The following is a 19048-nucleotide window of genomic DNA, read 5'->3' on the forward strand; positions in this document are numbered from 1 at the left end:
AGATGGGATCCGACACCACGGGGGCCGGCAAGCCGCGCACGCTGGCCGAAAAGGTATGGAGCGACCACGTTGTGGCATCCGGCGGCGGTTCCGAGCAGGGCGGTGCTCCCGACCTCATCTACATCGACCTGCACCTGGTGCATGAGGTCACCAGCCCGCAGGCCTTCGACGGCCTCCGCCTGGCCGGTCGACCGGTGCGGCGGCCCGACCTGACGCTGGCCACCGAGGATCACAACGTGCCCACCGTCGACATCGACAAGCCGATCGCTGACCCGGTCTCACGCACTCAGGTCGAAACGTTGCGACACAACTGCGCCGAATTCGGCATCCGGCTCTACCCGATGGGTGACATCGAGCAGGGCATCGTCCACGTGGTGGGACCGCAGTTGGGGCTGACGCAGCCGGGAATGACGATCGTGTGTGGGGATAGTCACACGTCGACGCATGGAGCATTCGGTGCGCTCGCCATGGGAATTGGTACCTCGGAGGTCGAGCATGTCCTGGCCACGCAGACATTGCCGCTGCGGCCGTTCAAGACGATGGCGGTCAATGTCGAGGGTCGCCTGCCCGCCGGCGTGACGGCCAAAGACATCATTCTGGCGTTGATCGCCAAGATCGGCACCGGCGGCGGGCAGGGCCACGTCATCGAATACCGGGGCAGTGCCATCGAATCACTGTCCATGGAAGGCCGGATGACCATCTGCAATATGAGCATCGAGGCCGGCGCGCGCGCGGGCATGGTGGCTCCCGACGAGACCACTTACGAATATCTGCGGGGTCGTCCGCACGCACCGACGGGTGCCCAGTGGGACGAGGCCATGGCCTACTGGCAACAGCTACGCACCGATGACGGCGCGGAATTCGACACCGACGTCTACCTCGACGCAACCGAGTTGAGCCCGTTCGTCACGTGGGGAACCAACCCGGGCCAGGGGGTGCCGTTGTCGGCGGCGGTTCCGGACCCCGAGCTGATCGCCGACGACGGCGAGCGTCAGGCCGCCGAGAAAGCCTTGGCCTACATGGACCTTCGGCCCGGAACACCGATGCGCGAGGTCGGCGTCGACGCCGTGTTTGTCGGGTCTTGTACCAACGGTCGTATCGAGGATCTGCGCGCGGTGGCCGACGTGTTGCGCGGCCGCAAGGTGGCCCCCGGGGTGCGGATGCTCGTCGTCCCGGGTTCCATGCGCGTGCGCGCCCAGGCCGAAGCCGAAGGGCTGGGTGAGATTTTCACCGCCGCCGGTGCCGAATGGCGGCAGGCGGGCTGTTCGATGTGCCTGGGCATGAACCCCGACCAGCTTGCGCCCGGCGAGCGATGCGCCGCGACGTCCAACCGCAACTTCGAAGGGCGGCAGGGCAAAGGCAGCCGTACGCACCTCGTGTCACCGGTCGTCGCCGCCGCGACGGCGGTCCGTGGAAAACTCTCCGCCCCGGCCGACTTGAACTCACACTGACCAGAATCGAGGACGACGATGGAAGCCTTTCGCACCCATACCGGCATCGGCGTGCCGCTGCGCCGGTCCAATGTGGACACCGATCAGATCATCCCGGCGGTGTATTTGAAGCGCGTGACGCGGACCGGATTTGAGGACGGCTTGTTCGCGACGTGGCGGTCGGATCCGTCATTCGTGCTCAACCTCAGCCCGTTTGACCGAGGCTCCGTGCTCGTCGCGGGACCCGATTTCGGCACCGGCTCGTCCCGCGAGCATGCGGTGTGGGCGCTCATGGACTTCGGGTTCCGGGTGGTTATCTCGTCTCGGTTCGGTGACATTTTTCGGGGCAACGCGGGGAAGGCGGGCCTCCTGGCGGCCGAAGTCTCCCAAGACGGCGTGGAACTGCTCTGGAAGCTGATCGAGCAGAGTCCCGGGCTGGAAATCACTGTCAATCTTCAAGATCGGAATATCACCGCCGGAACGGCGGTGCTGCCGTTCAGGATTGACGACCACACCGCCTGGCGACTGCTCGAAGGACTCGACGATATAGCCCTTACGCTGCGGAAACTCGACAAGATCGAGTCGTTCGAAGCCGCTCGTCCGGAGTGGAAACCACGCACTCTGCCCGCTTCCTAACGGACCAATCCGGGACGAATTTTTTCTCGGTCGACTAACTAAAACACCCGATTTCCGACACCCGCCACCGGTCAAGGGCGGCAACCGGATTGCGAAAACGTCCGTCCGCCGGCCGTGAAATTGCGCGTGGCTCTTGGAAATTTGCTGGGTGAGGGTTTACCGTGTCCACTAGTCGGTTCGCAAACCACGAGGACCACTAGCTTGGAGGGATTGGATGAACAAAGCAGAGCTCATTGACGTGCTCACACAGAAATTGGGCTCGGACCGTCGGCAGGCGACCGCTGCCGTCGAAAATGTCGTCGACACCATTGTGCGCGCGGTGCACAAGGGTGACAGCGTCACCATTACCGGGTTCGGTGTGTTCGAGCAGCGGCGGCGCGCGGCGCGCGTGGCCCGCAACCCGCGCACCGGTGAGACGGTGAAGGTGAAGCCGACATCCGTCCCGGCGTTTCGTCCGGGTGCCCAATTCAAGGCGGTTGTGGCTGGCGCACAGCGCCTCCCGGCGGAAGGACCTGCAGTGAAACGTGGTGTTGGAGCAGGTGCGGCGAAGAAGGTGGCCAAGAAGGCCCCCGCCAAGAAGGCCGCGAGCAAGGCGCCGGCCAAGAAGGCCGCGACCAAGGCTCCGGCCAAGAAGGTCGCGACGAAGGCTCCGGCCAAGAAGGTCGCGCCCGCCAAGAAGGCCGTGACCAAGGCTCCGGCCAAGAAGGCCGTCACCAAGGCTCCGGCCAAGAAGGCCGCGCCCGCCAAGAAGGCCGCGACCAAGGCTCCGGCCAAGAAGGCCGCGACCAAGGCTCCGGCCAAGAAGGCTCCGGCCAAGAAAACGACGACCGCCCGTCGCGGCCGCCGCTAGTAACTGGATTCCAAACGCGAATACCCTTCGGGTGGCAGCGGTGCCCCCGAAGGGTATTCGCGTGCTAGGCCCGCACGTTGGCGGCGAGCGCGCCGCCGATGTGGTCGGCCGCCAGCAGCCGGCCCGCGGCCAGCGACAGCACCCACGTGCTGCCCTTGTTGTTGCGGGATTTGTCCGGTTGCACTCCGTCGCGGCCGCACCACCACTCGATCAGGTCCGGAATCACCTTGCCCTGCGTACAGATCACCGGCGTGCCACCGCGCTCCGCGATCTGCAGCACACGCTGACGACCCCGCTTCGGGCTCTTGGCATAGGCCTCTTCGGTCAGGGTGGGCTCGTTGTGGATCGCCACGCCCAACTCCTCGGCCAGCGGCTGCACCGTCTGGTGGCAACGGAGCCGGTCGGCCGCGTACACCTCGGAGGCGCCGAAGGACAGCAGCTGCGGAACGAGGGCCTCGGCCTGGGCGCGTCCGCGTTTGTCGAGGGGTCTCTTGGTGTCGTCGCCGGAGAAGCGTGACTTGCTTCCGGCGGTACCGTGCCGGACCACCAGCACGGTTTTCGTATCGGCGGGATGTTTGGCGAAGTGGCCGAGCATTTTTCGGTCTTGCGGGTAATCAAGTCGCCGCATCGCTTCGTCGGCCGGCAGCCAGATCAGCTCGTCCACCTCTTTGCCGGGATGGAATTCACCGCCGTTGCTGCGCGCCGCCCAGTAGTAGACCTTTTTGACGCCCTGGTCGATCGGATAGCTCACCATGTCGAGTCGCCTGCCCAATGTGGCTTGGTGACCGGTCTCCTCCAACACCTCCCGCACCGCGGCCACGGGTGCCGTCTCGCCGGGATCCACCTTCCCCTTGGGCAGCGACCAGTCGTCGTAGCGGGGACGGTGGATCACGGCGATCTCCAGGCCAGGGTTTGCCGAGACGGTGGGCCGCCACAGGACGGCCCCGGCGGCGTACACGATTCGGCTACCCGAGCGCCGAGAGGCGGACGAGTCCTGGTTTGGCACGTCAACTCCTGCAGGTTAATTCGGTCCGGGCCGCGCGCATGGTCGCGGGTGCGGCCCGAAAGTAACCGGAAATGACCACACAGTGCTAACTGCGGTGCCGCTCCATCAACGATACTTGGTGGTCGCGCACGGTCTGTCCGTCCTGCGGCGACGCGGTCCACTGCCCGTCCGCCCTGAGTTCCCAGCATCGGGTGGCCGGGTCCAGCGCGGACTCGAACAGGTCATTTAGGTACGCGGTGAGCCTGGGATCCTTCACCTGGACCAGCGCCTCGACGCGCCGATCGAGATTGCGGTGCATCATGTCCGCGCTGCCGATCCAGAATTCGTTGAGGCAATTGAAATGCATGATCCGCGAGTGTTCGAGGAACCGGCCGAGAATCGAGCGCACGGAGATGTTCTCCGAATAGCCCTCGGCGCCCGGGCGCAGGGCGCAGATGCCGCGCACCACGACCTCGACCCGCACGCCCGCCTGCGATGCGCGGTACAGCGCGTCGATGACCTGCTCGTCGACGAGGGCGTTCATCTTCATGCGGATTCGGCCGCCGCCGTTTTCGCGGTGCGCGGCGACCTCGCGCTCGACGCGTTCGATGATGCCGGTGCGGATGCTGTGCGGGGCAACCAGGAGATTGCGGTAGGAAACCTTGCGCGAGTAGCCGGTGAGCGAATTGAACAGGTCGGTCAGATCGGCGCCGATCTCGGGGGACGCCGTCAGCAGCCCGACGTCCTCGTACAGCCGCGCCGTCTTGCCGTTGTAGTTGCCCGTGCCGATGTGGCAGTAGCGACGGATCGTCGACCCCTCGCGACGCACCACCAAGCAGGTCTTGCAGTGCGTCTTGAGCCCGACGTACCCGTAGACCACATGCACGCCCGCTTGTTCCAGTGTGCGCGCCCAACGGATGTTGGCTTGTTCGTCGAAACGGGCCTTGATCTCGACCATTGCCACCACCTGCTTGCCGGCTTCCGCGGCGGCGATGAGCGCTCGGACGATCGGGGAATCGCCGGATGTGCGGTACAGCGTCTGTTTGATCGCCAGCACGTTGGGGTCGGCGGCGGCAAGCTCGATGAATCGCTGCACGCTGGTCGAGAACGAGTCGTATGGATGGTGAAGCAGCACATCGCCTTCCCGCAGCGTCGCGAAGATGCTCCTCGGCGTTTCGCGGTCGGCGAAGGCGGGATGCGTGTCGGGGACCCAGGCCACGTCTTTGAGGGCCGGCCGGTCGATGCCATAGATCTGCCACAGCGACGACAGGTCGAGAAGCCCCGGCACTTCGATGACGTCGCCGGGATTCACGTCGAGCTCGCGTAGCAGAAGTTCCAACATGCTCTCGGTCATGTCGTCGGCGATCTCGAGACGCACGGGCGACCCGAATCTCCTGCGCGCCAACTCCCGTTCCAGCGCCTGCAGCAGGTCTTCGTCGCGGTCCTCTTCAACCTCGTAGTCGGCGTTGCGGGTGATGCGGAACGCGTGATGCTCGACAATCTCCATGCCCGGGAAAAGCACCGGCAGAAACGCCGCGATCAGCTCCTCCATCGGCAGGTAGCGGACAACGGCAGGCCCTTCACCGTCGTCCGCGACACGACGAGACTCGAGTTCGACGAAGCGATCGACGTTGTTGGGCACCTTGACTCGGGCGAAATGCTGGCCGCCGTCTTCCGGTTGGCGGACCATGACCGCCAGGTTCAGGCTCAACCCGCTCACGAACGGGAACGGGTGGGCCGGGTCGACGGCCAGCGGCGTCAGGACCGGGAAGACCTGCTCCGTGAAATAGGTGGACAGCTCGTCTTGTTCGGCGTGGTCCAGATCGGCCCACGTGACGATGTGGATGCCCTCCTCGGCGAGCGCGGGGCGCACCGCGTCGAGGAAGACCCGGGCGTGCCGGGTCGCGATCCGCTGCGTCTGCTCGCCGATGAGCGCCAGTTGCTCGCGCGGCGTCAGGCCGTCGGCCGACCGGACCGACAACCCCATCTCGTCGCGGCGCTTGAGGCCGGCGACCCGAACCATGTAGAACTCGTCGAGGTTCGACGCGAAGATCGCCAGGAATTTGGCGCGCTCCAGCAGGGGCAGTGAGTTGTCGGCCGCCAACGCCAGAACGCGCGCGTTGAAGTCCAGCCAGCTCAATTCCCGGTTGAGGTATCGCTCCTCCGGTAGCTGGTCCGTGATCGCCGCGGGTGTGGCCGCGGGCGGCGCAGTCAAGGTGGAGTCGCCTGGATGCCAGATGTTCTCGTCGGGCCTCGCCTCGGCTTCGATGTCGGTCACACTGCGATCATTGCGTATGACCCGCTCATGCTGCTAGCGCGCTGCGGACATCCATTCGCCGTTGGCGCTGTGTTCACCGTCTGGAAACGCGGCTTAGTCCGATTGTGGTGACTCGTCTGCCGCAAACGGGATGTGCCCCAGCGGCCGGGCTGCGCCGCGCTTGCGATCGTCTCTGGGGGCTCAACCGCCGAGACCGCGGTGCGGGTCGTGATTCGCCGGCGTACCGCGACCCCGTGGCAATCTCGGTGCCGACTACGCAACACGGCCTAGTGATGCGCGAGGGTCCGTGCTGTCGCCGGGCCCACTCCGAGCTGGCGGGCGGCCGCCAAGTCGGCGGGGGTGTCGACATCGCAGCGCAGCCCCGGCCACGCGCCGGTCAGCTCGATTGCCCCCGAATGACGGTGCCGCGCCGCTGAATCCGCTCCAAAGTGCGGATCGAGCGCCGTTCCGAACGCGCACAGCGCCGAGGTGCCCGTCGCCAGCCGGTCAGCGACGAAACTCCGCCGGTGCTGGCGCGCCGCCCCGATCGCCTCGGCCAGCTCCTGACTCTGCAGAGCGGGCAGATCTCCTTGCAGCACAACGAAATTCGCAAAGGAATCGGCGACCGAACGCTCCGCCGCGCCGATCGCGTTGTTCAGCGGGTCGTTGTGGCCCTCGGGCGTCGGGTCGTCCAGCACCTCGGCCCCGAGCTCGGCCGCCGCGGCCGCGGCGGCCGCATCCGGCGTGATGACGGTGATCGAGCCCACGGCTCTGACGCGGCTCGCGGCGGTCAGCGTGTCCACCAACATGGCGAGCACCACGCTTTCCCGCGTCCGCGGGGAAAAGACCGGCGCCAGCCTGGTCTTGGCGGCGGCCAGCCGCTTGACCGCGATGATCAAGGCCACCTCGCCCGCACCGCCGGCCCGCGTGCCGCTCATGAAGGCCATCCTGCCAGCACCGCCGGGCTCGCGATCACCGCTGGTCTGATGGCGGTGACCCGCATCGCCCGGCACCGCCGGGCTCGCGATCACCGCTGGGCTGATGGCGGTGACCCGCGTCGCCCGGCATCGCCGGGCTCGCGATCACCGCTGATCGACCGCTGGGCGGTCCCTGTTCTAGGGTGTATCGGCTGCATTCCACAGGGACAGACGGGGGTGGTGAATGGCCGGCACATCGGGCGCCGTTGCGGTCATGGGCGCCGGTGCCTGGGGCACCGCGCTGGCCAAGGTGCTCGTTGATGCCGGCGGGCCGGAGACGGCGGTCAAGTTGTGGGCCCGCAGGCCCGATATCGCCGACGAGATCAACTCCACCCGGTACAACCCCGACTACCTGCCCGGCACGTTGTTGCCGGCCGGCATCCGCGCCACGTCGGACCCGGGCGAGGCGCTCAGCGGCGCGACGACCGTGCTGCTCGGCGTTCCCGCCCAGACGCTGCGGGCGAATCTCGAGCGCTGGGTTTCCGCACTGACCGAGGGCGCGACGCTGGTCAGCCTCGCCAAGGGCATCGAGCTGGAAACGCTCATGCGGATGAGCCAGGTCATCGTCTCGGTGACCGACGTGGAGCCCGACCACGTCGCGGTGATCTCGGGCCCGAACCTGGCCAGCGAAATCGCCGGAGGCCAACCGGCGGCCACGGTCATCGCGTGCAACGACTCCGGGCGCGCCGTTGCCCTGCAGCGCATGCTCAACAGCGGTTACTTCCGCCCGTACACCAACAGCGACTTGATCGGCACCGAGATCGGCGGGGCGTGCAAGAACGTCATCGCCCTGGCGTGCGGGATGGCGGCAGGCGTCGGGCTCGGCGAGAACACCGCGGCGGCGATCATCACCCGCGGTCTCGCGGAGATCATGCGGCTGGGAATCGCACTCGGGGCCAAGGCCGCGACGCTGGCCGGGCTGGCCGGAGTCGGTGACCTGGTCGCCACCTGCACGTCGCCGTATTCGCGCAACCGGTCATTCGGCGAATGCCTCGGGCGCGGCGGGACGATGGAGTCGGCGATGCAGGCGCGCGACGGGCACGTCGTCGAGGGCGTCACCTCCTGCGAGTCGGTACTCGCGCTGGCCTTGAGTTACGACGTCGAGATGCCGCTGACCGACGCTGTGCACCGGGTCTGCCACAAGGGCCTTTCCGTCGACGAGGCGATGGCCCTGTTGCTGGGCCGCAGGACCAAGCCCGAGTGACGTAAACCCGCAGCTCGGCCGCCGCCGTCCGGCCCAAGGGCCGCGCACCCGGTAGCCTCTGAAGGTTGTGAGTGCCAGCGACCGGTCGAACCGGGTGCGTGTCGCGGTCGTCTTCGGCGGCCGCAGCAACGAGCACGCCATCTCCTGCGTCTCCGCCGGCAGCATCCTGCGCAACCTCGACCCCGAGCGCTTCGAGGTGGTCGCGGTGGGCATCACGCCGGAAGGCGCGTGGGTGCTCACCGACGGTGACCCCGACGCGCTGGCGATCACCAACCGGCAGCTGCCCGCGGTGACGGCCCAGTCGGGAAGGGAGCTTGCACTGCCGGCCGATCCAGGGCGCAGCGGCCAGTTGGTGGCACTGCAGCCCGGTGCGGGCGAGGTTTTGGCGTCCGTCGACGTCGTCTTCCCGGTGCTGCACGGCCCGTACGGCGAGGACGGCACCGTCCAGGGACTGCTCGAACTCGCCGGTCTGCCGTACGTGGGCGCCGGGGTGCTGGCCAGCGCCGCCGGCATGGACAAGGAATTCACCAAGAAGCTGCTGGCCGCCGAGGGGCTGCCCGTCGGCCCGCACATCGTGTTGCGCCCCAACCGCCCGACGCTGCATCCCGAGGAACGTGAGCGCCTGGGCCTGCCTGTGTTCGTCAAACCCGCGCGCGGGGGCTCGTCGATCGGCGTCAGCCGGGTGACGAGCTGGGACCAGTTGCCCGCGGCGGTCGCCGCCGCCCGCCGTCACGACCCGAAGGTGATCGTCGAGGCGGCGATCAACGGTCGCGAGCTGGAGTGCGGCGTGCTCGAAATGCCCGACGGCTCCGTGGAAGCCAGCACGGTGGGCGAGATCCGGGTGGTGGGGGTGCGCGGTCGCGAGGATTCGTTCTACGACTTCGCCACGAAATATCTCGACGACGCGGCCGAATTGGACGTGCCCGCCAAGGTCGACGACGAGATCGCGGATGCCGTACGCCAATTGGCGGTCCTGGCGTTCAAGGCCATCGACTGCCAGGGGCTCGCGCGGGTCGACTTCTTCCTCACCGAGGAGGGGCCGGTGATCAACGAGATCAACACGATGCCGGGATTCACCACGATCTCGATGTTTCCGAGGATGTGGGCGGCCAGCGGCGTGGACTATCCGGCCCTCTTGGCGACCATGGTCGAAACGGCACTGGCACGGGGCGTCGGTCTGCGTTAGCGGGCAGGGGCGGGATCGATCGGCACCGCCGGCATGGCGTGGTCGATCACGTCGGAGAGTTGCTGGATTGGCGTCGGTCCCGACCCCGACGGCAGCGTGAGCGCCACATATACCGGCCGGTCCACCGTGTACCACGTGAAAGTGCCCGCATCACCGGCCGATTGCCGCTCCGCCGAGGCCTCGAACCACTGCACCTTGTCGACCACCTGAATGGGCGTGCCGACGACGAATTCGCCCGGACGGGCGAGGCCGCAGCGCAGGACCACCGGCCCGACGTCCGCGCTCGCCCGCCAGGCGTATGTACCCGGGGGCACCGGCGCGGCAATCGGCACACGCTGGTAGTCCCCGAGCCGCTGCGGGAGCGCCGCGGCCAGCGACCGGCAAGCCGGACTGGCGGCCTGCGGCGCGGGGATGGCGGCGACGTCAACCGGCCGCCGCGGCGCCTCGCGGCCTGCCGCGATGGCCAGGATCACCCCGACCGCCACGACGGCCAGTGCGACCGCGGCCAGGACCGCCGCGCGGGGGGGTCCCGCGTCGTCCTTAGAGCCGGTATCGGGGTCGGTCGGCACCGCCCGCGCACCTCCTGTCTCGTCACGCGGTTCCGCTGGCACGGGCAGGGACCTAACTTACCGCGGGCCGGGCGACCGTATGGTGGCCTCACATAGCCGGAACCGCGGGAGGAGGTGACGTGGACGACGACTTTTCGGCGCAGCCGCCGACGCTGCGACAGGTGGGCGAGTTCGGCGTCATCGATCGCCTGGTGCGCGGCCGCCGGCAGTCCGCGGCGGTGCTGCTCGGGCCGGGCGACGACGGCGCCGTGATCGCGGCGGGAGACGGCCGCGCCGTGGTATCGACCGACATGCTGGTGCAGGACCGGCATTTCCGGCTGGACTGGTCGACACCCCACGACGTCGGGCGCAAGGCGATCGCGCAGAACGCCGCGGACATCGAGGCCATGGGCGGGCGGGCCACGGCCTTCGTCGTCGCGTTCGGCGCGCCCGCGGACACCCCGGCCGCCCAGGCCGAGGCGTTGGTCGACGGAATGTGGGACGAGGCCGGGCGGGTCGGCGCGGGCATCGCCGGCGGTGACCTGGTCAGCTGCCCGCAGTGGGTGATCTCGGTGACGGTGCTGGGAGACCTCGCCGGCCGCGCGCCGGTGTTGCGCTCGGGCGCGAAGGCCGGCTCGGTGATCGCCGCGGCGGGCGAGCTGGGCCGCTCGGCTGCCGGATACTGGCTGTGGCGCAAGCGGATCGAGGGGCACGACGAACTACGGCAGCGGCACCTGGTGCCGCGGCCGCCGTACGGCCAGGGCGCGGCGGCCGCGGCCGCCGGCGCCGAAGCGATGATCGACGTCTCGGACGGTCTGATCGCCGACCTGCGCCATGTTGCCGACGCGTCGGGGGTCGGGCTCGACCTGTCCACCGCCGCGCTGGTCGCCGACCGCGACGCGCTCGCCCCGGCCGCGGCCGCCGCGGGCGAAGATCCCTGGCCGTGGGTGCTGGCTGGTGGTGAAGATCACGCCCTGGTGGCCTGTTTCGCGGGTCCGGTGCCGACCGGCTGGCGACCGATCGGCCGGGTACTCGACGGGCCGGCCCGGGTTCTGGTCGACGGCGCGGAGTGGGCCGGCTACGCCGGCTGGCAATCGTTCGAAGGTTAGGGTGACGCGGTGATCGTTTACGCGATGGCAGAGGGACGGCGGTGACCGCGCGCCCGCTGAGCGAGCTCGTCGAGCGGGGGTGGGCGACCGCGCTCGAACCGGTTGCCGGCCAGGTGGCCCGGATGGGGGAATTCCTGCGGACCGAAATAGCCGCGGGCCACCGGTATCTCCCGGCGGGACCGAACGTGTTGCGCGCCTTCACTTTCCCATTCGACGACGTCCGTGTCCTGATCGTCGGGCAGGACCCTTACCCGACGCCGGGCCACGCCGTCGGGCTGAGTTTCTCCGTGGCGCCGGAAGTGCGGCCGCTTCCGCGCAGCCTGGCCAACATCTTCGACGAATACACCACCGACCTGGGTCATCCGCAGCCCTCGTGCGGCGACCTGAGCCCGTGGGCGCAGCGCGGCGTGATGCTGTTGAACAGGGTGCTGACGGTCCGTCCCAGCAATCCCGCGTCGCACCGCGGCAAGGGGTGGGAAGCGGTCACCGAATGCGCCATCCGCGCGCTGGTCGCACGGTCTCAACCGCTGGTGGCGATCCTGTGGGGCCGTGATGCGTCCACCCTTAAACCCGTTCTCGCCGAGGGTAATTGCGTGGCGATCGAATCGCCGCATCCCTCTCCGCTGTCGGCGTCTCGGGGCTTCTTCGGCTCGCGCCCTTTCAGCCGGGCCAACAAGTTGCTGGCCGAGATGGGCGCCGACCCTATCGATTGGCGGCTGCCCTGACCGGGATGACGGCGCTGCGGGCGCATCATCGGGGCGGGCCGCGGGAACTGGTCGTCGAGCCGGCGCCCGTGCCGGTTCCCGCGCCGGGTGAAGTGCTGGTCGCCGTGCACGCCGCCGCGATCACCTTCGACGAGCTGACATGGGAGGAGACGTGGACCCGCGACGGGGCGAGCCGGACGCCCGTCATCCCGTCGCACGAGGTGTCCGGCGTGGTACATCAAATCGGCACGGGAGTAACGGATTTCGCACCCGGAGACGAGGTGTACGGGCTGATTCCGTTCGACCGAGACGGCGCCGCGGCCGCGGCTTCGGCGCCCCGACCGGCCGGCCGGGCCGACGAATACGGTGTCACAGCCACGTTTTTCATCGTCCCCCCCGATCGCGATCAGCTGACCCGGCTCGCGGCGCTGGTCGACGACGGACGGCTGCGCGTGCAGATCGCGGCGACCTTCCCCCTTGGCGAGGGCCGGGAGGCCTTCGAAAGCGGCCAGCGTCCGGGCCGGCGCCCCGGGAAGACGGTCATCGTCCTGGAATGAGTGCCGGGACCGGCAGGGAGGCAACCACAGACATGTACGACCTCGACGACACCATCCGGCGGCGGCACTCGACGCGAATGTTCCTGCCCGACCCCGTGCCGCATCACCTGGTCGAGGAGTCGCTCGAGTTGGCCACGCGCGCGCCGTCGAACTCCAACGTGCGGCCGTGGCATGTCGTGTTCGTCTCCGGCGCTGCCCGCGACCGGCTCGTCGCCGCCATGTTGGAGCAGGCCCGCTCGGAACCACCCAAGGTGCCGCAGCTGCCCGCCGAATTCGCCCACCTGCGCCGCGATCTTGGCGCGCACGTGTACGGCGCGATGGGCATCGCCCGCGACGACGCCGAGGCGAGGCGCGTCGCGGTGCTGCGCAACTGGGAGTTCTTCCGCGCCCCGCTGGGCGGTGTGGTGTCGACGCACCGCGACTTCGGCCTGGTGGACAGCTTGGGCGTCGGGATGTTCCTGCAGACACTGGTGCTGGCGCTGACCGCGCGCGGCTTGGGTGCCTGTGTCCAGGTCTCGATCGCCGGATACCCGGGAATCGTGCGGGAGCAGCTGGGCATCCCGGAGGAAACGACAATCCTGTGCGGCTTGGCCGTCGGCTACTCAGACCCGGATTTCCCGGGCAATTCGTTGCGGGTCGGACGCGAACGCGTCGACCGGCACGCGGTCTTTCTCGACGAGTGAGGCGGCCGCGTCAGCCGCGGACGACCTTGCCGGCCTTGATGCAGGAGGTGCAGACGTTGAGGCGCTGCTTGTTGCCGCCGGGACGGGTCGCGGCGTGCACGGTCTGCACGTTCGGGTCCCAGCGCCGGCTGGTGCGGCGGTGGGAGTGGGACACCGACTTACCGAAGCCGGGGCCTTTCCCGCAGATGTCGCACACAGCGGCCATTGTTCAAGCTCCTCAAATATCGGGGGTCCGGCTCGGGTCTGACGGAAGGCCGGCACAGCACCCGGATCGACCCGGGCTTCCCAGGATACCGACAGTTGCGGCAACCGCCAAAACGGCCCACAGCCGCGGTCCCGCGTATGGCGGGCGCTGTCGTATGCACTGGTTAGTCTCAACGAACCCGGTCGGGCACGCACGGGCAGCCGCCGCGGGTGTCGCGGCGCTACGCTGGCGCGCACCGGGTGCGGGGCACGGAGGAGGTGGGTCACACTGGACACGTCCCATCGCGTGCTCGACGCGGCGACCCTGCGGGACTGGGCACACACCGCCGTCAGCGACCTGATCACCCACATCGACGAGATCAACCGCCTCAACGTCTTCCCGGTCGCCGACGCCGACACCGGCGCCAACATGCTGTTCACCATGCGGTCAGCGCTGGCCGAGGCCAACGCGGGGGCCAATACCGACGGCGGCCCCGGGTGCGTGGCTCGCGCGGCGGCGGCGCTGTCGGCCGGGGCGCTGAACGGCGCGCGCGGCAACTCCGGCGTGATCCTGTCCCAGATCCTGCGCGGCATCGCCGACGTCACCGCGGCCGCGGCGGCCGACTCCGGTGGTGAACTGGGCCGCATCGACGCCGCGCTCCTCGGCGCCGGCCTGCGGCGCGGGGTGGACCTGGTCATCGCCTCGATGGGCGGGGAGGAAGTCCCCGGGACCATCGTCTCGGTGCTGCGGGCCGCCGCCGAGGCGGTCGCGGAATGCGCGGACGAAGGTCTGGTGGCGGCGGTCACCGCCGCCGGGGACGCGGCGGTGGTCGCGCTGGAGAAGACTACGGAACAGCTCGACGTGCTGGCCGACGCCGGCGCGGTGGACGCCGGCGGAAGGGGTTTGCTGGTCCTGCTGGACGCGCTGCGGTCCACCATCTCCGGTCAGGCTCCGGCCCGCACGGTGTATGAGATCGCGCCCCGCCAGATGCCGCCGCACGCCCCCGCGGAGCGCCCGGCGCCGCAATTCGAGGTGATGTACCGGCTGGACGGGTGCGATCCCCCCGCCGCTGACGCGTTGCGGGACCGACTGGAGGAGCTGGGGGATTCCGTTGCCATCGCGGCCGCGCCCGCGACCGACGGCACCTACTCCGTGCACGTGCACACCGACGACGCCGGCGCCGCCGTCGAAGCGGGCCTGGTGGCCGGGCGTCCCAGCCGGATCGTGATCTCGGTCCTCGGTTCGGGGGGGACGGGGCTGCCGGCGGGCGGCTGGACGCGCGAACGGGCCGTGCTCGCCGTCGTCGACGGCGACGGCGCGGCCGAACTGTTCGCCGCGGAGGGGGCCAACGTGCTGCGGCCGGACGTGACCGCCGGCCATCCCGCAACGGACATCAGCGCACATCAGCTGATGCGTGCCGTGGTCGACACCGGCGCCGCCCAGGTCATGGTGTTGCCCAACGGCTACGTGGCCGCCGAGGAGCTGGTGGCCGGCTGCACCGCGGCCATCGGATGGGGCATCGACGTGGTGCCGATACCGACCGGCTCGATGGTGCAGGGCCTGGCCGCGCTGGCCGTGCACGAGACGGACCGGCCGGCCGTCGACGACGGGTACACCATGGCCCGCGCCGCCGGCGCCGCCCGGCACGGCTCGGTGCGCATCGCGACCGAGAGCGCGTTGACGTGGGCGGGTCGCTGCCAGCCGGGCGACGGGCTGGGCATCGCCGGCGACGAGGTGCTGATCGTGGCCGCCGACGCGGTGGGGGCGGCGATCGGCCTGCTCGACCTCCTGCTGGCCTCGGGCGGTGACCTGGCGACCGTCCTCGTCGGCGCCGGGTTCGAGGCCGACGTCGACGCCGAGGCGTTGGGCGACATTTTGGAAGAGCACATGCACGACCATCACCCGGGGACCGAGCTGGTGACCTACCGCACCGGCCATCGCGGGGACGCGCTGTTGATCGGGGTCGAGTAGTCGTGGCATCGCTGGGCGACCGGCTGGACTTCGTGGTGGGCGCCAAGGCCGCCGACCAGCTCGACGAGGAGCTGGGGATCCGCACCGTCGACGACCTGCTGCGCCATTACCCGCGCAGCTACACCGAGGGCGCGACCCGCTGGGACGCCGACGGTCGGCGCCCGCCGGCCGGCGAGCACGTCACGATCGTCGACACGATCGCCGAAACCAAGACGTGGCCGATGAAGAAGACCCCCAACAAGCTGTGTCACCGGATCACCCTGGGCGCCGGCCGCAACAAGGTGACCGCGACGTTCTTCAACGCAAACTATTTGAAGAAGGACCTGGTCAAGGGCACCAAGGTGATGCTGTCCGGGGAGGTCGGATTCTTCAACAACGCCATGCAGCTGACGCACCCGGCGTTCCTCATCCTGGACTCGCCCGACGGCCGGGATCGCGGCACCAGCTCGCTGAAGAACATCGCCATCGCCTCCAAGGCCAGCACCGGCGAGCTGCAGATGTCGGCGTTCGAGCGCGCCTTCTTCCCCATCTATCCGGCGACCACGAAGCTGCAGAGCTGGGACATCTTCCGCTGCGTGCGCCAGGTGCTCGACGTCCTGGATCCAATCGATGACCCGCTACCCGCCGGCCTGCGCGAACGCCACGGCCTGGTCTCCGAGGACCGGGCGTTGCGCGACATCCATCTGGCGGAGGACGAATCGGCGCGGCGGCGGGCGCGGCAACGCCTGACCTTCGACGAAGCCGTCGGGCTGCAGTGGGCGCTGGTCGCCCGGCGGCACAGCGAGCTCTCGGAATCGGGTCCGCCCGCCCCGCCGCGCCCCGAGGGCCTGGCCGCAGAACTGTTGGCGCGGTTGCCTTTCGAGCTGACGGCGGGGCAACGTGAGGTGTTCGCCGTGTTTGCGGAGGAGCTCTCGGCGACCCGGCCGATGAACCGCCTGCTCCAGGGAGAGGTGGGTTCCGGGAAGACCATCCTCGCGGTGCTGGCGATGCTGCAGCTGGTGGACGCCGGATATCAATGCGCGCTGCTGGCGCCCACGGAAGTTCTTGCCGCCCAACATGTACGGTCGATCAACGACGTGCTCGGCCCGCTGGCGATGGCGGGCCAGCTCGGTGGCGCGGATACCGCCACGCGCGTCGCCCTGCTGACCGGTTCGATGACGGCGGCGCAGAAGAAGCAGGTCCGGGCCGAGATCGCCGGCGGGCAGGTCGGCATCGTCGTCGGGACCCACGCGCTGCTGCAGGACGCCGTGGAGTTCGACAACCTGGGCATGGTGGTGGTCGACGAGCAGCACCGGTTCGGTGTCGAACAACGAGACCAGTTGCGGGCCAAGGCCCGTCCGGGTGTGACACCGCACCTGCTGGTGATGACGGCGACGCCGATACCGCGCACCGTCGCGCTGACGGTATACGGCGACCTGGAAACCTCGACGCTGCGCGAACTTCCGCGCGGACGCCAACCGATCACCAGCAACGTCATCTTCGTCAGGGACAAGCCCGCCTGGCTCGAACGTGCCTGGCGGCGGATCACCGAAGAGGTCGCCGCCGGCCGCCAGGCCTATGTGGTGACCCCCCGGATCGACGAGACCGACGATCCGGAGAAAGAGAAGCAGGAGCAGAACGTCAAGCCGTCGGAAACCGCCGAAGGGCTCTACGCCCGGCTGCGATCGGGCGAGCTCGCGGACGTGCGCCTGGGATTGATGCACGGACGGTTGTCCGCCGATGACAAGGACGCCGTGATGTCCGCCTTCCGGGCGGGTGACATCGATGTGCTGGTGTGCACCACGGTCATCGAGGTGGGCGTGGACGTCCCGAACGCGACCGTGATGTTGGTGATGGACGCCGACCGCTTCGGCATCAGCCAGCTGCATCAGCTGCGCGGTCGCATCGGGCGCGGCCGGCATCCCAGTCTCTGCCTGCTGGCCAGCTGGGTATCGCCGGACTCGGGGGCGGGCGAGCGCCTGCGCGCGGTGGCCGAGACTCTGGACGGTTTCGCGCTCGCCGACCTCGACCTCAAGGAGCGGCGCGAAGGAGACGTGTTGGGGCGCAACCAATCCGGCCGTGCCATCAGCTTGAAGCTGCTCTCACTGGCCGACCATCTCGACGTCATCGACGCGGCCCGCGCCTTCTGCGTCTCCGCCTACGAGGAGGACGCCACCAACCCCGGATTGGCAGCGCTGGCCGCGCGATTCACCAGTACCGACCGCATCGAATACCTCGACAAGGCATGAACCGCAGGGTCCTGTTCTGGTTGACGGCGGCAACGATCGTCGCCGTCCTGGTCGCCTATCAGACGCTGGGGTCGTCGGCGGCCCGCCGCGCCGACCAGTACGCCGCACGTGCCGATGTCCCCACGGTGCTGCCCGGCGCCGACGTGCTGGCGGGCGTCGCCGTGCTGCCGCTGCGGCAACACCGCTACGACTACCGCCGGGCGGCGTTCGGTGACGCCTGGGACGACAACAGCGATGCCCCGTTGGGTCACAACGGATGTGACACCCGCGACGACATTCTCAACCGCGACCTCGTCGACAAGACCTATGTGTGGGTCAAGCGCTGCCCGGACGCCGTGGCCACCGGCACGCTGCACGACCCCTACACCAGCAAGACCATCGCGTTCCAGCGCGGACCCAAGGTCGGGGAATCGGTCCAGATCGACCACATCGTCCCGCTGGCCTACGCCTGGGACATGGGGGCGTCCGCCTGGCCCGACCCCGAGCGCCTGCGGTTCGCCAACGATCCGGCCAACCTGCTCGCCGTCGACGGCCAGGCCAACCAGGACAAGGGCGATTCGCCGCCGGCGCGGTGGATGCCGCCCAACACCGCGTTCGCGTGCCAGTACGCCATGCAGTTCATCGCCGTGCTGCGCGGCTACCAGTTGCCGGTCGACCAGGCGTCGGCCGGCGTGCTGCGTGGAGCCGCGACTACCTGCCCGACGAGCTAGCGGGGCCGGCCGGATCGTCGGCCCCGTTGAACGTGTCCGGGTCCGGACGCAACCGCGTCCCGTTGTTGAGCCCGTTGATCGCGTCCATGTGCTCGGCGGCCAATTCGAAATCGAAGACATCCAGGTTGCCGGCGATGTGCTCGGGTTTGGCCGACCGGAAAATCACCGAATTACCCAGCTGCAGATTCCACCGCAGCAAAACCTGCGCCGCGGTCTTGCCGTACTCGCCCGCGATCGACGTCACCGTCGCGTTGTCCATCAGCTTGCCCAGCACCAGCGGGGTGTAAGACTGCGTCACCACGTTGTGTTGCGCGTCGGCTTTGCGCAGGTCGGCCTGGTTGAGCAGCGGATGCAGCTCGACCTGGTTGACCGCGGGGGTGACGAAGGTCAGGTCGATGACCGTCTCCAGGTGATCCGCGGTGAAGTTGGAGACACCGATCGAGCGGACGTGTCCCTCCCCGCGCGACTGGATGAGGCCACCGTAGGCGTCGACGTACCGGCCGAGCGACGGGGCGGGCCAATGGACCAGGTAGAGGTCCAGGTAGTCCAGGCCCAAGCGCTCGAGGCTGGCCGAGCAGGCGTCCTGCGCCTTCGTGAAGCCCTGGTCGGGGATGTCGAGCTTGGTGGTGACGAACAACTCCGCGCGGGCGATGCCGGAAGCCGCGATCGCGCGGCCGACGGCGGCCTCGTTGCCGTAGGCGGCGGCGGTGTCGATGAGCCGGCAGCCCATCTCCAGGGCCGCCGACACCGCGTGTTCCGCCTCGTCGTCCGACAGGTCCGCGACGCCGAGGCCGAGCACGGGCATCGTGTTTTCGTCATTTAAAGCTAT

At 69.0% G+C, this 19048-nt stretch carries 18 protein-coding genes; 12 read left to right on the forward strand and 6 right to left on the reverse strand.

All coding sequences use genetic code 11. The features are described 5' to 3' along the window. Positions 1 to 2: 2 nt before the first annotated feature. From leuC to G6N56_RS26455, 3 genes are all read left to right on the forward strand, one after another. Complete coding sequence (leuC, locus tag G6N56_RS26445; protein WP_085256187.1) at positions 3 to 1451, forward strand: 3-isopropylmalate dehydratase large subunit; 1449 nt, start codon at positions 3 to 5, stop codon at positions 1449 to 1451. 18 nt (positions 1452 to 1469) lie between these two features. Beyond that, entirely contained in the window at positions 1470 to 2066 is a 597-nt protein-coding gene (leuD, locus tag G6N56_RS26450; RefSeq protein ID WP_085256188.1) for a 3-isopropylmalate dehydratase small subunit, read from the forward strand. A 214-nt stretch (positions 2067 to 2280) separates the two neighbouring features. Then, positions 2281 to 2916: an HU family DNA-binding protein gene (locus G6N56_RS26455; RefSeq protein WP_085256189.1), complete on the forward strand. Its 636-nt coding sequence runs from the start codon at positions 2281 to 2283 to the stop codon at positions 2914 to 2916. Positions 2917 to 2980: 64 nt separating this feature from the next. Here the strand turns inward: G6N56_RS26455 and mutT1 are convergent, their stop codons facing one another. From mutT1 to cofC, 3 genes are all read right to left on the reverse strand, one after another. Then, positions 2981 to 3922, reverse strand: coding sequence for an 8-oxo-(d)GTP phosphatase MutT1 (mutT1, locus tag G6N56_RS26460; RefSeq protein WP_085256190.1), 942 nt, complete (start codon positions 3920 to 3922; stop codon positions 2981 to 2983). 85 nt (positions 3923 to 4007) lie between these two features. Then, positions 4008 to 6197, reverse strand: a complete 2190-nt coding sequence (locus G6N56_RS26465) for an RNA degradosome polyphosphate kinase (RefSeq protein WP_085256191.1) — start codon at positions 6195 to 6197, stop codon at positions 4008 to 4010. Positions 6198 to 6445: 248 nt separating this feature from the next. Beyond that, a complete protein-coding gene (gene cofC, locus G6N56_RS26470) occupies positions 6446 to 7096 on the reverse strand; it encodes a 2-phospho-L-lactate guanylyltransferase (RefSeq protein ID WP_085256310.1) in 651 nt (216 codons plus the stop codon). Positions 7097 to 7319: 223 nt separating this feature from the next. Here cofC and G6N56_RS26475 point away from each other — a divergent pair, with 223 nt between their 5' ends. Both G6N56_RS26475 and G6N56_RS26480 read left to right on the forward strand, forming a co-directional pair. After that, positions 7320 to 8339 carry an NAD(P)H-dependent glycerol-3-phosphate dehydrogenase gene (locus G6N56_RS26475; protein WP_085256192.1) on the forward strand — a complete coding sequence of 340 codons (1020 nt, stop codon included), beginning with the start codon at positions 7320 to 7322 and terminating at the stop codon, positions 8337 to 8339. 67 nt (positions 8340 to 8406) lie between these two features. Continuing rightward, the gene (locus G6N56_RS26480; RefSeq protein ID WP_085256193.1) at positions 8407 to 9525 is read left to right on the forward strand and encodes a D-alanine--D-alanine ligase family protein; all 1119 of its coding nucleotides are present in this window, start codon (positions 8407 to 8409) and stop codon (positions 9523 to 9525) included. Here G6N56_RS26480 and G6N56_RS26485 read toward each other — a convergent pair. Further along, the gene (locus G6N56_RS26485) at positions 9522 to 10094 is read right to left on the reverse strand and encodes a DUF3515 domain-containing protein (RefSeq protein WP_085256194.1); all 573 of its coding nucleotides are present in this window, start codon (positions 10092 to 10094) and stop codon (positions 9522 to 9524) included. The two genes, G6N56_RS26480 and G6N56_RS26485, sit on opposite strands and share 4 nt — an antisense overlap. Before the next feature lie 119 nt (positions 10095 to 10213). Here G6N56_RS26485 and G6N56_RS26490 point away from each other — a divergent pair, with 119 nt between their 5' ends. Genes G6N56_RS26490 through G6N56_RS26505 form a run of 4 tightly spaced genes read left to right on the forward strand, consistent with a single transcriptional unit; the run spans position 10214 to position 13126 of the window. After that, on the forward strand, positions 10214 to 11182 hold the full coding sequence (locus tag G6N56_RS26490; protein ID WP_085256195.1) for a thiamine-phosphate kinase: 969 nt from the start codon (positions 10214 to 10216) through the stop codon (positions 11180 to 11182). Positions 11183 to 11223: 41 nt separating this feature from the next. Then, complete coding sequence (locus G6N56_RS26495) at positions 11224 to 11907, forward strand: uracil-DNA glycosylase (protein ID WP_085256196.1); 684 nt, start codon at positions 11224 to 11226, stop codon at positions 11905 to 11907. 5 nt (positions 11908 to 11912) lie between these two features. Then, on the forward strand, positions 11913 to 12443 hold the full coding sequence (locus G6N56_RS26500; RefSeq protein WP_085256197.1) for an alcohol dehydrogenase catalytic domain-containing protein: 531 nt from the start codon (positions 11913 to 11915) through the stop codon (positions 12441 to 12443). A gap of 32 nt (positions 12444 to 12475) precedes the next feature. Continuing rightward, positions 12476 to 13126 carry a nitroreductase gene (locus G6N56_RS26505; RefSeq protein ID WP_085256198.1) on the forward strand — a complete coding sequence of 217 codons (651 nt, stop codon included), beginning with the start codon at positions 12476 to 12478 and terminating at the stop codon, positions 13124 to 13126. A 10-nt stretch (positions 13127 to 13136) separates the two neighbouring features. Here the strand turns inward: G6N56_RS26505 and rpmB are convergent, their stop codons facing one another. Next, the gene (gene rpmB / locus G6N56_RS26510; protein ID WP_085256199.1) at positions 13137 to 13331 is read right to left on the reverse strand and encodes a 50S ribosomal protein L28; all 195 of its coding nucleotides are present in this window, start codon (positions 13329 to 13331) and stop codon (positions 13137 to 13139) included. A gap of 267 nt (positions 13332 to 13598) precedes the next feature. On the opposite strand from rpmB, the gene G6N56_RS26515 reads away from it, so the two are divergent. The 3 genes from G6N56_RS26515 to G6N56_RS26525 are packed head-to-tail and all read left to right on the forward strand — an operon-like array spanning position 13599 to position 18219. Beyond that, positions 13599 to 15281: a DAK2 domain-containing protein gene (locus G6N56_RS26515; RefSeq protein WP_085256200.1), complete on the forward strand. Its 1683-nt coding sequence runs from the start codon at positions 13599 to 13601 to the stop codon at positions 15279 to 15281. 2 nt (positions 15282 to 15283) lie between these two features. Then, positions 15284 to 17509, forward strand: coding sequence for an ATP-dependent DNA helicase RecG (gene recG / locus G6N56_RS26520; protein ID WP_085256201.1), 2226 nt, complete (start codon positions 15284 to 15286; stop codon positions 17507 to 17509). Further along, complete coding sequence (locus tag G6N56_RS26525) at positions 17506 to 18219, forward strand: HNH endonuclease family protein (RefSeq protein WP_085256202.1); 714 nt, start codon at positions 17506 to 17508, stop codon at positions 18217 to 18219. The genes recG and G6N56_RS26525 overlap by 4 nt, the downstream gene beginning before the upstream one ends. On the opposite strand, the gene G6N56_RS26530 is transcribed toward G6N56_RS26525, so the two are convergent. Beyond that, positions 18200 to 19024 (reverse strand): aldo/keto reductase, encoded by an 825-nt coding sequence (locus G6N56_RS26530; protein WP_085256203.1) that lies wholly within the window; start codon positions 19022 to 19024, stop codon positions 18200 to 18202. The two genes, G6N56_RS26525 and G6N56_RS26530, sit on opposite strands and share 20 nt — an antisense overlap. Positions 19025 to 19048 lie beyond the last annotated feature (24 nt).

This window comes from Mycobacterium saskatchewanense, from assembly GCF_010729105.1.
Taxonomy (GTDB): domain Bacteria; phylum Actinomycetota; class Actinomycetes; order Mycobacteriales; family Mycobacteriaceae; genus Mycobacterium; species Mycobacterium saskatchewanense.